The sequence below is a fragment of the Chryseobacterium aahli genome (assembly GCF_022699665.1).
Classification (GTDB): Bacteria; Bacteroidota; Bacteroidia; order Flavobacteriales; family Weeksellaceae; genus Chryseobacterium; species Chryseobacterium aahli.
In genome coordinates this window covers 793,497-807,471 of record NZ_JALDNB010000002.1, presented here as the reverse complement: position 1 = coordinate 807,471, position 13,975 = coordinate 793,497, and the positions used below count along the sequence as shown (strand labels likewise).

The 13,975-nt window shown below is 34.0% G+C and carries 9 protein-coding genes; 7 read left to right on the top strand and 2 right to left on the bottom strand.

Annotated features, from left to right (window positions below):
• Nucleotide 1 precedes the first annotated feature (1 nt).
• The 4 genes from rlmF (at nucleotide 2) to MQX03_RS05825 (ending at nucleotide 5,444) form a co-directional block, all read left to right on the top strand.
• Nucleotides 2-925, top strand: a complete 924-nt coding sequence (rlmF, locus tag MQX03_RS05840) for a 23S rRNA (adenine(1618)-N(6))-methyltransferase RlmF (protein WP_242802053.1) — start codon at nucleotides 2-4, stop codon at nucleotides 923-925.
• Between the two features lie 349 nt (nucleotides 926-1,274).
• Entirely contained in the window at nucleotides 1,275-2,972 is a 1,698-nt protein-coding gene (lysS, locus tag MQX03_RS05835) for a lysine--tRNA ligase (RefSeq protein WP_242802052.1), read from the top strand.
• Between the two features lie 110 nt (nucleotides 2,973-3,082).
• The gene (locus MQX03_RS05830) at nucleotides 3,083-4,528 is read left to right on the top strand and encodes a T9SS type A sorting domain-containing protein (protein ID WP_242802051.1); all 1,446 of its coding nucleotides are present in this window, start codon (nucleotides 3,083-3,085) and stop codon (nucleotides 4,526-4,528) included.
• A gap of 91 nt (nucleotides 4,529-4,619) precedes the next feature.
• Nucleotides 4,620-5,444, top strand: coding sequence for an OmpA family protein (locus MQX03_RS05825; RefSeq protein WP_242802050.1), 825 nt, complete (start codon nucleotides 4,620-4,622; stop codon nucleotides 5,442-5,444).
• Between the two features lie 2 nt (nucleotides 5,445-5,446).
• On the opposite strand, the gene MQX03_RS05820 is transcribed toward MQX03_RS05825, so the two are convergent.
• On the bottom strand, nucleotides 5,447-6,457 hold the full coding sequence (locus tag MQX03_RS05820) for a cytochrome d ubiquinol oxidase subunit II (protein WP_242802049.1): 1,011 nt from the start codon (nucleotides 6,455-6,457) through the stop codon (nucleotides 5,447-5,449).
• Nucleotides 6,454-7,797: a cytochrome ubiquinol oxidase subunit I gene (locus MQX03_RS05815; RefSeq protein ID WP_242802048.1), complete on the bottom strand. Its 1,344-nt coding sequence runs from the start codon at nucleotides 7,795-7,797 to the stop codon at nucleotides 6,454-6,456. The genes MQX03_RS05820 and MQX03_RS05815 overlap by 4 nt, the downstream gene beginning before the upstream one ends.
• Before the next feature lie 231 nt (nucleotides 7,798-8,028).
• Between MQX03_RS05815 and gyrB the strand changes: the two genes are divergently transcribed.
• The 3 genes from gyrB (at nucleotide 8,029) to MQX03_RS05800 (ending at nucleotide 13,940) form a co-directional block, all read left to right on the top strand.
• On the top strand, nucleotides 8,029-9,963 hold the full coding sequence (gene gyrB / locus MQX03_RS05810; RefSeq protein ID WP_129534130.1) for a DNA topoisomerase (ATP-hydrolyzing) subunit B: 1,935 nt from the start codon (nucleotides 8,029-8,031) through the stop codon (nucleotides 9,961-9,963).
• A gap of 142 nt (nucleotides 9,964-10,105) precedes the next feature.
• A complete protein-coding gene (locus MQX03_RS05805) occupies nucleotides 10,106-12,001 on the top strand; it encodes a DUF3857 domain-containing protein (protein ID WP_242802047.1) in 1,896 nt (631 codons plus the stop codon).
• A gap of 1 nt (nucleotide 12,002) precedes the next feature.
• Nucleotides 12,003-13,940, top strand: coding sequence for a transglutaminase-like domain-containing protein (locus MQX03_RS05800; RefSeq protein WP_242802046.1), 1,938 nt, complete (start codon nucleotides 12,003-12,005; stop codon nucleotides 13,938-13,940).
• Nucleotides 13,941-13,975: the final 35 nt, after the last annotated feature.

Below are 13,975 nucleotides of genomic sequence, written 5' to 3'. Positions count from 1 at the left end.
CATGACCGCCGAAAAATCAGGACTGCACACAAGAAATTTTCACAAAAATCCTTACGATTTTGAACAACTGATTTCCTGTGTGCCGGAACTGAAACATTATGTATTTAAAAATGCTTACGGAAATTTAACCGTCAATTTCAGCATTCCGAAAGCCGTAAAATTGCTTAATAAAGCCTTATTGGAACATTTTTATGATGTTAAAAATTGGGATATTCCAGACGAAAATCTTTGTCCGCCCATTCCGGGACGTGCAGATTACGTTCATTACATCGCCGATTTATTGGGTGCAACTTTAAAGGAAATTCCGAAAGGTTCATCAGTGAAAGGTTTAGATATCGGAACTGGAGCAAATCTTGTGTATCCTTTGATTGCCCATCAATCTTATGGCTGGGAAATGTTGGGTACAGATATCAATAAAAAATCTTTAGAAAATGCTCAGAAGATTTTAGATGAAAATCCTGATATTTCTGAAAATATTCAATTAAAATTCCAATCAGATTCTCAATTTATCTTTAAAAATATTCTCAATTCCGAAGACAAATTTGCGTTTTCGATGTGCAATCCGCCTTTCCATGATTCGGAAGAATCTGCAATGAAAGGAAATCTCAGAAAAACAAAAAATCTTAAAAAATCAAAGGTTCAAAAGCCCAATCTCAATTTTGGAGGGCAAGAATCTGAACTATGGTGTGAAGGTGGTGAGTTGGCTTTTATCTCAAAAATGATTGAGGAAAGTGCTTTGTATTCCAAACAAATTCTTTGGTTTACCTGTTTGGTTTCTAAAAAAGATAATCTTTTTAAATTAAATTCACTTTTAAAGAAAGTTAAAGCTGTTGAAGTAAAAACGATTGATATGTCGCAGGGTCAGAAAGTGAGTAGAATTTTGGTTTGGACGTTTGTTCCTCAAAATGAAAGAAGTAATTTTTAAGATTAACTTTTCTATTTGGGCAGCTTAATCCGCCTTCCGTTCCCGCTTTTTTGCTCGTCGTTCCTCTTCACAAAAAGAGCTCCGTCGGGCTGCGAGTGATTCATTGTCAAAAATTTCCCTCCTTTGGAGGATTGCCGAAAATTCGAAAGAATTTTTGACTGGGGTGGTTTAAAAATACTTAAATCATCATAAAAATTTTAAAGGGGAAATCTTAATCAGTTTTAATAAAATAAAAAACTTTTGTGACCCTTGACTATGTCGAATTTAACGATTTGTGGTTTAAATAAAATTCCAGTTTCATAAACGCTTAAAATTCACTATTTTTGCAATTCGAAAAAATTGAATTATAATGCAATTATCAGAACAGGAAATCATTAGAAGAGAAAAGCTGACTAAGCTTGTTGAAATGGGAATCAACGCATTCCCGGCAGAAGAATACACGGTTACAGATACTACAGAATCTATAAAACAGAATTTTTCTGAAAGTAAACAGGTGAAGATTGCGGGCAGACTGATGTCTCGCCGTATTCAGGGGAAGGCTTCTTTTGCTGAATTGCAGGATTCTACAGGGAAAATTCAGGTCTATTTTAACCGTGACGAAATCTGTACCGGAGAAGATAAAACTTTATACAACGACGTTTACAAACACTTATTAGATATCGGTGATATCATCGGAATCGAAGGAGAATTGTTCACAACTCAGGTTGGTGAAATGACGGTTTTGGTGAAAAATTTTACGTTGCTTACCAAAGCATTGCGTCCGCTTCCACAAGCAAAAACTGACGAAAACGGAGTGGTGCATGATGCTTTCAATGATCCTGAAATGAGATATAGACAGCGTTATGTCGATTTAACGGTGAATCCGCAAGTGAAAGAAATTTTCGTGAAAAGAACAAAACTGTTCAATGCAATGAGAACTTTTTTCAATGACGCAGGTTATTTTGAAGTTGAAACTCCAATTTTGCAGTCAATTCCTGGTGGAGCTGCGGCTAGACCATTCATAACGCATCACAATGCTTTAGATATTCCTTTATATTTAAGAATCGCAAACGAATTGTATCTGAAAAGATTGATCGTTGGTGGATTTGACGGTGTTTACGAATTTTCGAAAAACTTCAGAAATGAAGGGATGGACAGAACCCATAATCCGGAATTTACTGCGATGGAAATTTATGTAGCCTACAAAGACTACAACTGGATGATGGATTTCACCGAGAAATTACTGGAATTCTGTGCAACTTCTGTGAACGGAAATTCAGAATCAACTTTTGGCGAACATACAATTAGCTGGAAAGCTCCTTATCCTAGAGTTTCGATGACCGATGCCATTATCAAATATACAGGTTTCGACATTACAGGAAAATCTGAGCAGGAATTGTTCGATTTTGCAAAGTCTATCGGAATCGAAGTGAATGAAACTATGGGGAAAGGAAAATTAATTGATGAAATTTTTGGTGAAAAATGTGAAGGAAACTTCATTCAGCCGACTTTTATTACAGATTATCCGATTGAAATGTCACCTTTAACCAAGAAACATAGAAGCAAAGATGGTTTAACTGAGCGTTTTGAATTAATGGTTTGTGGTAAAGAAATTGCCAATGCTTATTCAGAGTTAAATGACCCTATCGACCAAAGAGAACGTTTTGAAGAGCAATTGAAATTAGCTGAAAAAGGTGATGATGAAGCAACAGGATTTATTGATGAAGACTTCCTGAGAGCTTTAGAATATGGAATGCCACCAACTTCTGGTTTAGGAATCGGAATGGACAGATTGATTATGTTCTTAACAAACAATCCATCAATTCAGGAAGTATTATTCTTCCCTCAAATGCGACCAGAAAAAACCGTTGCTCAAATTGAATTAGGAGAAGATGAAAAGATCATTCTTGATATCCTAAAATCTGACGAACAAATCGCTTTAGCTGAAGTAAAAACTTTAAGCAAATTATCTGGTAAAAAATGGGATAAAGCTTCTAAAACTTTGACTAAACATAATTTGGTGAAAGTGGAGAAGATTGATGAGAATGTATTGATGAAGCTGGTTTAAAATCAAATAGAAATAAAAATGAAAAAAAGCGAACTTTAAGTTCGCTTTTTTTCATTTTTATGTGATTAATTTTTATTAACTTTGCTTTTAGGAAAAAAAACACACCTAAGATGAAAAAAATAATTACTGCAGTTCTTGCATGTGGGTTTGCATATTCTTATGCACAGATTACTCTTACTAAAGATTTAAGTTTCGGGAATAATGGGGTTGTACAAATTACAACGCCTAATCAATTTCTGATGGTAGAAGATCGTGATATTGATAAAAAGTCAATGTTTCAGGGAGATAAAATTTTTCTAAGTTATCCTTATGGAGATCAATTGAACGGAATTCCTACTTCTACAAGATATATTCGATTGAATCATAACGGAACTATTGACAATACTTTTGGTAATAACGGTGAAGTATCTGTTCCGGAGTTAGAATCTTACTATTTCCATTCACAGAATGATTTTTTTTATTTGCTTTCAGGAAATAAGTTCCTTTCAAATGGTCAGATAGATTCTTCTTTTGGAAATAACGGAATGTTGACAACAGGAAATTGGTCTTATAAGTTTGTACTTCCTGACGCAAAAATCATTTCAAGAAATGATACAAATATTCAGAAATTTCTCTCAAACGGTACTGCAGATGCTTCTTATGGTACTGGTGGTACTTTAACTTTAAACTCTTCAGTTAATAATTCTTTGTACGATTATGGATACTTACTTTTTTGTAAAGATAATGCTGTGTACGAAAATGTAACCGCTATTGGGCAATTCTCAACTATAAGAAAAATAAATTTGAATACAGGAAGTTTAGACTTATCGTATGGTCAAAACGGATATGCACAAATTAGGCATTCCACTGCTAGTTTAAATTATGATTTTTACAGTGGCAGTGTTTTGATAAATGACCAAGACAATTCATTTATTAATAAAGTTGATGGTTTAGATGGTTACTCTCAATTAACAAAAACAAACTCCCAAGGTAACTTAGATTTAGGGTTTGGTACAAATGGAGTTATTGAGTTTGATAATTCTTTTACATATAACGGGGATGATTATCTTGGTGGAGAACGAAGACCTCTTCTTTACGGAAATATGATATTGGTTTCCTCAGAATTTGAGACAGCGGGAGTAGGTAAAATCGGAATCAGAGGATTTTCTCCCTCAGGAAATACCGTAACGATTAATAATAATTTTTTCTACCCGTTATCTGATGTGACTTATACTCATCCTGAATATATGCGAATGATTGTGAAAGACAATTACTTGTATGTTTTTTTTGATAATAAAATTGCGAGGTATATTTTTGGACAGTCTACATTGGCTACGAATACTATTTCACAAAACGAAAATTCATTAAATTTTAATAATCCTTTCAAAGATGAATTAAATTTAAACACCAATGAAAAAATAAAATCGGTGGAAATTTATGACGAAGCAGGACGTTCAGTGTTAAAAGCAAACGCAACAAAAAACATCGAGACTTCTATGCTGGAAAAAGGAGTTTATTTTATTAAAATCATTACAGAGCAAAATCAAATAATTTCCAAGAAAGGAATTAAAAATTAGTTTTAAATAAATTATAAAATCCTGAAATTTTTCAGGATTTTTGCTTTGACATAAACTATAAATAAATATTTCTCGTTTTTAAGAAAAACTAATGAAAGCCTTCATATTCTTTTTTCTGTTTTTTATTTCTATAACATTTGATGCACAAATGCTCACTTCCGTTTATTTTAAAAACAACAGTTATGAGCTTAATCTGGCATCTAAAAACAAGTTGGATAGTTTAGCCCAATTAAAGAGTAATCTCACGTTCAGAATTTTTGGAAATTGTGATCCTCCCGGAAATCTTGTACTCAATAAAAAATTATCAGAAAACCGTGCAAATGCAGTCAGTGAATATTTAAAAGGAAAAATTTCGAACAATATTAAATTGCAAACTACAATTGGTTTAGGAATAGAAAAACAAATCAACGACAACAGTACAGAAGATCTTCGAGAAAAAAACAGAAGAGTAGATGTTTTTATTGAAAAATCATTCGCTCTTGGAGAAAAAATTTCGAGAAAAGCCTATCCTAGTTTTCTCAATACGAAAATTGCAATGATGAAAGTGAAAGATACTTTTTCACTTCCTGATGTGAATTTCATTGGTGGGCGTCACTTCTGGCTTCCGAACGGAAATGCTAATCTGCTGAAACTTTCAAAAATATTAAAAGAAAATCAAAGTCTTGAGGTTGAATTACAAGGTCATATTTGCTGCGATTACGAGAATTTCGATGGTGAAGATATTGATTTAAAAACATTCAATCTTTCATGGACGAGAGCTATTGCAATCAAAGACTATTTGCTGAAACAAGGTATTGAGCAGAATAGAATTATGGTAAAAGGTCTCGGTCATCTAAATCCGGTCGTTTACCCTGAAATTACAGAGGTCGACCGAATCAAGAACCGTAGAGTAGAATTGGTTTTAACTAAAAAATAGCTTTAAGATTTTCCTTTTGCTTTTGTAAACGAAAACATCAGATAAAATAAGAACGGTAAAATAAATAGTGATCCTAAAACCAAAGCCCAACCCAAAGCAGAAATTGTTTTTTCGGGTGCGATATGTTTTAATAGAGAAAGGTGTTGTCCGTTTCCTAATAAAATAATATCCGGATTGTGCTGATACGTTGCCGCTACAAGAATCATAATAATCTGAAATCCTGCCAAAGCTCTTACAGGAAGCAATTTTCTGTTATGCATCGCTCTTAAAATTAAACCTAAAGCAACGGTTGCAAAGGAAATCGACATCACACCCAATGGTTTAGAAAAAATCCATTTTGTCAAAGGAATATCAGAAAAGTAAGCAGCAGAAAAGACGAATAATCCCGTTACAACTACAAAAATCATTGTTTGATGCGATTTTTTAATCATTAAGCCTAATTCTAATCTGTCACTGGTTTCCCGTAAAGAAAAAATGGAAGCTAAATAAGCGCAAAGAGAAACTGTGAATAATCCTACTGCAACACCGAACCAATTGAGCCAGCTGAAGACATACAAATCTAAAAAGTTATTTGCGTCAGGGTTGATCGATTGTGAAACCGTCGCAGCGGCTATTAAACCTAAGAAAAAGGGTGTTAAAAGACTCGCATAGTAGAAAATCTGTGTATAAATTATCTGCCATCGGTCTTCCACTGCATCATAATGTCTGAATGTGAATGCAGTTCCTCTCGCAATAATTCCCACCAGCATCAAAACCAAAGGAATGTGAAGGTAAGTAGACATTGTCGTATAGATTTCAGGGAAGCCTACGAATAAAATAACAATCGCAATGATTAGCCACATGTGATTTGCTTCCCAAACGGGCGCAATCGACTCATACATGATTTTTTCGGTGTACTTTCTGTTTTTCTTTTTGGTCATTAACTCTACAATTCCCGCTCCGAAATCAGCACCGCCTAAAATCACGTAAAGACATACGGAAAGCCATAGAAAACCAATTACAACGTAAATCATGATTTTTTGTTTTTAGAGTTAAATTGTGGGTCTCTAGGGTCGTAGAGTTTCGGAACCATTTGTATTTGTCTTCTTAAAAGAAAGATGATTATTAATGATAATGAAATAAAAATAGCCGTAAAAAAGTAAAACGAATACTGAATGCCGGGCATTGGAGTCACAGCATCTACGGTTTTCATAATTCCGTAAATAATCCAGGGTTGTCTTCCGACTTCAGTGACTGTCCAACCTGCTTCTAAAGCAATATATCCAAATGGTGTTGCAAAAAGAAATGTTTTCAGTAACCAGTTTTTATTCAGCCATTGTTTTTTGAAAAAGAAAGCGTAGAGATAAAGACTTCCGATACAAATCATCACCACGCCAAAGAAAATCATAATCTGGAAAGCGTAATGTACAATCGCAACAGGTGGCCATTCATCTTTTGGAAAATCATTTAAACCTTTTATTTCTGCGTTAAAATCATTAGTGGCTAAAAAACTTAAAACTTTTGGAATTTTTAAAGCATAATTAATTTCACCTTTTTCTTCATCAGGAATTCCACCAATCACAAAAGCTGCACCTTTTTCAGTTTCAAAATGTGCTTCCATCGCAGCTAATTTTATAGGTTGTCTTTCCGCAACAGATTTCGCTGCTACGTCACCGCTTAAAGGAGCACCAAACGCACCAATCATCGCAAAAGCAGCCGCAATTCTGAACGCCTTTGTATGAAATTCAACGTTCTTTTTTCTCATAATTAAAAATGCATGAACTCCCGCAACTGCAAATCCGGTCGCACAAAAAGCAGCCACTGTCATGTGTAAAGCCTGCGGAAACCACGCTTCATTAAACATTGCTTTAATAGGATCAATATTGACGTATTCTCCATTAATATAATCAAATCCGGTAGGTGAATTCATCCACGCATTTGCCGCAACAACTAATATTCCTGATGCCAAACCACTTAAGCCGACCAAAAATCCACAAAACCAATGAAACCATTTATTGAATTTATCCCAACCGTAAAGAAAAAATCCGATAGCGATGGCTTCGATAAAAAAGGCTGTTCCTTCGAGAGAAAACGGCATTCCGAAAATGGAACCTGCGTGCTTCATAAATCCAGGCCAAAGAAGTCCCAATTCAAAAGAAAGCATTGTTCCTGAAACGGCTCCGGTGGCAAAAAGAATCGCAACACCTTTGCTCCAAGCTTTGGTAAGACCTTTGTAAATTTCATTTCCAGTTTTCAGATATTTCCAGTGGGCAAATGCCATGAGAAAAGGCATTACCATTCCGACACAGGCGAAGATAATATGAAACCCTAAAGAAAGTGCCATCTGGGCTCGTGCAGCGATGAAATCATCCATAATATTAATTTTTCAGCTGAAAGTTACGGATAAAATTAGGGTAACTTTATATGATTTAAAACATTGCAATCAATTCAAATCTGCATTGTAACTTTATTGTTTTTTTTGATGAATGAATCATTCAAATTTTAGGATAAATTCTGATATTTTAAGAGGTAAATTACTTTCATAAGTCGAAAAAAATCACGATATTTGTAGGTCTTTGCATTAAGCAAATATTTCAATTTTAATATGAGTCAAAAACAATATACAGCTAGTAGTATCCAGGCATTAGAAGGCATGGAGCACGTTCGTCTAAGACCATCTATGTACATTGGAGATGTAGGAGTAAGAGGTCTTCATCATTTGGTTTATGAAGTAGTAGATAACTCTATCGATGAGGCACTTGCAGGTCATTGCGATACGATATTAGTAACAATTCATAAGGGAGAAGGTATCTCTGTAAAAGATAACGGTAGAGGAATTCCTGTAGATTTGCACGAGAAAGAGCAAAAATCGGCTTTGGAGGTTGTAATGACCAAAATTGGAGCGGGGGGAAAGTTCGATAAAGATTCTTACAAAGTTTCCGGTGGTTTACATGGTGTAGGTGTTTCTTGTGTGAATGCACTTTCTACTTTATTGGTGGCTACGGTTAGTCGTGATGGTAAATTATATCAACAAAAATATTCTGAAGGAAAAGCTTTAGCAGATGTTGCTGAAATTGGTACAACTGACGAAAGAGGAACTGAAGTTTTCTTCCAGCCGGATGGTACTATTTTTCAGGAATTGGTTTATAATTATGATACCCTTGCAGCGAGAATGCGTGAGCTTTCTTTCTTAAATAAAGGAATCACAATTACTTTGGTTGACGAAAGAGAACCAAACGAAGACGGATCTTTCGCTTTTGAAGTTTTCCATTCTGAAGGTGGTTTGAGAGAATTCGTAGAATTCATCGATGGAAGTCGTGAAGCAATCATGGAAAACGTAATTTTCATGGAAGGTGAAAGAGACGATATTCCTGTAGAAGTTGCAATGCGTTACAATACTTCTTTCAGCGAAAATCTTCACTCTTACGTTAATAATATTAATACTCATGAGGGTGGAACTCACTTGGCAGGTTTCAGACGTGCTTTGACGAGAACATTGAAGAAATATGCAGATGATTTAGGAATTCCTGCAAAAGAAAAGGTAGAAATTACCGGAGACGACTTCCGTGAAGGTTTAACGGCTGTGATTTCTGTAAAAGTAATGGAACCTCAGTTTGAAGGACAGACTAAAACTAAACTTGGAAACTCTGAAGTTTCTGGTGCGGTAGATAAGATCGTTGGTGAAATGTTGACCAACTTCTTGGAAGAAAATCCAAATGAGGCAAAAATTATCGTTCAGAAAGTTGTTTTGGCTGCAAAAGCAAGACAGGCTGCGAAAAAAGCCCGTGAAATGGTTCAGAGAAAATCTCCGATGGGAGGTTCTGGTTTACCGGGGAAATTATCTGACTGTTCATCAAAAGATCCTGCAGAATCTGAATTGTTCTTAGTCGAGGGAGACTCGGCAGGTGGAACTGCAAAGCAGGGTAGAGACAGACATTTTCAGGCGATTCTTCCGTTAAGAGGTAAGATTTTGAATGTTGAGAAATCAATGCTTCACAAAGTGTACGATAACGAAGAGATTAAAAATATTTATACAGCTCTAGGAGTTTCTGTGGGTACGGAAGAAGACAGCAAAGCCCTAAACATGGCTAAGTTAAGATACCATAAAGTAGTAATAATGACCGATGCGGATATTGACGGTTCTCACATTTCTACTTTGATTCTTACGTTCTTCTTTAGATTCATGAAAGAAATGATCGAAAACGGATATATTTATATTGCACAACCTCCTTTATATTTATTAAAGAAAGGAAACAAGAAAGTATATGCGTACAATGAAAAAGAGCGTGAAGAGATAACTTTAGAGATGTCTCCGGACGGGAAAGGCGTTGAAGTTCAACGTTATAAAGGTCTTGGGGAAATGAATCCTGAGCAACTTTGGGAAACTACATTGAATCCTGACCACAGAATTCTGAAGCAGGTAACAATCGATAATGCAGTAGAAGCAGATTCTGTTTTCTCAATGTTAATGGGTGATGAAGTTCCACCAAGAAGAGAATTTATCGAGAAAAATGCAAAATATGCGAAGATTGATGTTTAATTATCTTCTAAAATAATATTTCAAGGACTCCATACAAATGGAGTCTTTTTTTTTGTGTTAAAAAACTAATAATTCTCATATTCATGATAATATTTTAACATTTTATTAAGATTTTTTATATTTTCGTGGAAAATTAAATACCATGATGAAATTTCTTTGTTTAGGTGCTTTTTCCTTGGCGTCTATTTATTATGCACAAAGCTATCCTGTCTCAGAAATCAGTGATAAATTAAAGAAAAATGCCAGTGCCGTTATCCGAAATGAAAATACCATTGTTGAAATCAATAAAATTGACGAAATTTTTTATAGAAATTTATCTGTAATCACTATTTTAAATAAAGATGCTATCAGTTTTTCTGTTCCAAAGATCTTCTACGAAAAAGGTGATGTCATTTCTAATGTGAAAGTAACTGTCTATGATGAAAAAGGAGCGAAGCTGAAAAGTTATTCTAAGAGTGACTTTACAGATATGGCAGCCAATTCTCAAGGGACATTTTACTCAGACAGCAGAGCAATGGTTCTTCCTTACACGCCTTCTACATTTCCTTATACAATAGAATTTAGCTATGATCAGAAAGATCAGAACACTGTTTTTATTCCTGATTTTATTCCGTTTAATTCGTATAATATTTCTTTGGAAAAAAGCAGTTTTAAAATCATCAACAAATCAGGAATTAATCTACGTTCAAAAACCTATGAATCTCCATACAAATATACAATAGCAGAAGTAAGTGACAACGGAAACGAAAAAACGTATTCTTATCGGAATGTTCCGGCAATTGACAATGTAGAATTGGTTCCTAATCCACAGAAAATTTTACCAAAAGTAAGTTTTTCCCTAGATCAATTCAGTTTGGTTGGTAAGAAAGGCAATATCACTTCATGGAAAGATTTCGGCCTTTGGTATTATAGTAATCTTTTAACTCCTGTATCAGTTTCTACACCACAAATCAAATCTGAAATTGCTGCGCTCAATCTCTCAGGAAGTACAGATGATAAGGTGAAAAAGATCTACCAATACATGCAGAGTAAAACAAGATACATTTTTGTTGCTTTGGGAATTGGCGGTTGGCAGCCAATGATGCCGGATGAGGTTCAGAAGAAAGGTTACGGTGATTGTAAAGGCCTTACGAATTACATGAAAACGCTTTTGGATGAGGCTGGAATTCCTTCTTATTACGCAATTATCAATTCAAATTCTTCACCTGTGAGTTTTGATGTTGATTTTCCTAAAATGGCTGGAAATCACGTGATTTTGGTAATTCCCACAGAGAAAGGAAATATTTGGCTAGAGAATACTTCACAGGATATTGCCTACAACCATTTGGGCTATAGTACAACCGACAGAAATGTTTTAGCGGTAAAGTCTACGGGAATTGAAATCATGGAAACTCCTTCTTACACAGCTCAGCAAAGTAAGGAAAAGCAGGTTTTGAATATTCAGATTAATCCGGATAAAACTATTTCAGGGAAAGGGAAATTCTCTTACACAGGAAATCAGTATGACTTTAATTTATCTTACGTTTCACTTTCTCAGAAAGATAAAAATGAGGCGATGAGATCTAAATTTTCAAGTCTGAATTTCGAAAATGTGGAGATGAATAATTTCGTTAACAATAAAGATTTAGCTTCAATTGATTTTGATTTAAATTTTAAAGCGACCAATTATTCTAAAATGATGGGTGAAAGTTTTATTTTCAGAGCGGTACCAATTTATTCTATAGGATTTTATCATACCGATGAAAACCGTCAGCTGCCTTTTGAAAACAGATTTTCTTATGAAGATGAGTATGAAATTATCTACCAAATTCCTGCAAACTATGTTGTTGAAGAGATGCCGGAAAATGGTCTTTTAGCTTCGGACTTTGGAATCTACACCATCACTTTTGAGAAGAAAGACGATAAAATTATTGTAAAAAGAAATGTAAATATTAAAAAAGGGATTTATTCTAAAGAAAAGTACAACGATTACGTAAGTTTCAGAAAAAAAATAATGAACGCAGATAACTCAAAAATTCTAATTTCAAAAAAATCATAAGATGAAAAAACTTGTTCTAATTTTTTGTGTAAGCGCTATGAACATAACGTTTATCGCACAAAAGCATGAATTCCTTAAAATGCCAAAATTCACGATTGAAGATTTAAAAAAAACAAAATCTAGCATTGATGAAAAAGCTCCAACAGAAATTCTTTACCGCTCAATCCACTATCGTGTAGATCCTTACAATGGACAATTAATTAAAAAATATGCATACAGAGTAAAGGTTTACGACAAAGATAAATCTGAAGATTGGTTGAATCTTGATATCCCTTTGCAAGAGAACAGTGGGGGAAGTCGCGAGACTTTGAATTCTTTAAAAGCGTATGTCTACAATCTTGAAAATGATAAAATTGCAGAAACTAAAGTTGATAAAAGCTCAAAATTTAAGTCAAAAGAAAACAAATATGTTACGGTAAATAAATTTGCTTTTCCAAACATCAAAAATGGTTCTGTGATTGAGTATCAATATGAGGTTTTATCACCTTTTATATATGAAATTCCGTTGATTTATATTGAATTAGATACACCATCTTTGTATACAGAGTATGTATTAGATTCACCAACAAATATGTCTTACAACGTAGATTTTACAGGAAGTCTTGCTCCAAAACACCAAAGAATAGGAGATGAGTTTTTATATGGCATAGATACTAAAACATACAGATTTGCTTATGAAAACGTGAAAGCATTTAAAACGGAAAAGTTTGTGAAAAACAATGATAATTACAGAACGAAATTAAGAGCAGAGCTTCATTCTACGTTTTTTAACAATGGTCTAAAAACTTATACGTCAACTTGGGAAGATATCAGGAAAACGCTTTGGGATCATGAAGATTTCGGTGTTCAATACAAAAAAGACAGATTGGTAAAAGATATACTTCCGAAAACTATTTCCGAGGAAAAAGATGAAATGAAGAAAGCAAATGCTATTTTTGATTTTGTTAAAAATTCTTATACTTGGAACGAGACCAATGGTTTTTATGCAGAAACAGGAATAAAAGAACTTGCAAAAACAAAAACAGGAAATACTGGTGATCTTAATTTGATGTTAATCAACTTAATGAGAAGTGCAGGTTTAAAAACGTATCCTATTTTAATATCAACGATCAGAAATGGTCATGTAAATCTTACCTTTCCTAATGTTGGAAACTTCAATTATGTGATTGTCGCTGCAGAAATCAACAAAAATATTTATCTTTTTGATGCCACTTCAAAACAGTCTAAAGAAGGAATTCTTCCTGGCAGAGTTTGGAATAGCAATGGACTTTTGTTAAGAGATGAAAAAGCAGAAATTATTTCATTGAATAATATTAAAGAAAGTTATAATAGTCATACAACTAAGGCGAAAATAAATCCTGACGGTACTGTAACAGGTCAATATCAGGATCAAGATGAAGGTTTGTTGGCTCTTAATGCAAAAGAAAGTTTTGATGAAAACCCTGATAAATATAAAAAACAGTACAAGGAAAATTTTTCGGTTGATTTTGATAATATCAATTCAAGAGTTTTAGAAGGCGGAGAGTTCAGATCGACCATGAGTTTTACCTCAAATAATATGATTGATAATTTAGGCAAAAGAAAAATCATCAACCCGCTTTTATTTTTGCACCAGACAACTAATGATTTTGATCAGCAGGAAGAAAGAAAATACATGATTGATTTTATCTCACCAATTAGTAAGACAAAAATTGTTGAAATTGAAATCCCGGAAGGGTATGAGGTTGCTGATTTACCAAAGAGCAAAAAAATTGTGACTGAAGATAAAGAAATCAGCTATTCTTACACTATAGAAAAGAAAGAAAACAAAATTGTCACAATTTCAGAATATAAAATTGCAAGCGCAGATTATCCTAAAGAATATTATCCCGCTTTCAAGCAGATCTGGAAAGTAATTTCAGACAGTGAAAACCAAGTGATGAGCCTGATTAAAAAATAAAATTGAGCAAATATCAAATAAAAACGAAAACCATT

Coding starts and splice junctions, on each gene's coding strand:
- MQX03_RS05800 (WP_242802046.1), top strand. CDS start 12,003: ATGAAAAAACTTGTTCTAATTTTTTGTGTAAGCGCTATGAACATAACG.
- MQX03_RS05805 (WP_242802047.1), top strand. CDS start 10,106: ATGATGAAATTTCTTTGTTTAGGTGCTTTTTCCTTGGCGTCTATTTAT.
- MQX03_RS05820 (WP_242802049.1), bottom strand. CDS start 6,457: ATGATTTACGTTGTAATTGGTTTTCTATGGCTTTCCGTATGTCTTTAC.
- lysS (WP_242802052.1), top strand. CDS start 1,275: ATGCAATTATCAGAACAGGAAATCATTAGAAGAGAAAAGCTGACTAAG.
- gyrB (WP_129534130.1), top strand. CDS start 8,029: ATGAGTCAAAAACAATATACAGCTAGTAGTATCCAGGCATTAGAAGGC.
- MQX03_RS05815 (WP_242802048.1), bottom strand. CDS start 7,797: ATGGATGATTTCATCGCTGCACGAGCCCAGATGGCACTTTCTTTAGGG.
- MQX03_RS05825 (WP_242802050.1), top strand. CDS start 4,620: ATGAAAGCCTTCATATTCTTTTTTCTGTTTTTTATTTCTATAACATTT.
- rlmF (WP_242802053.1), top strand. CDS start 2: ATGACCGCCGAAAAATCAGGACTGCACACAAGAAATTTTCACAAAAAT.
- MQX03_RS05830 (WP_242802051.1), top strand. CDS start 3,083: ATGAAAAAAATAATTACTGCAGTTCTTGCATGTGGGTTTGCATATTCT.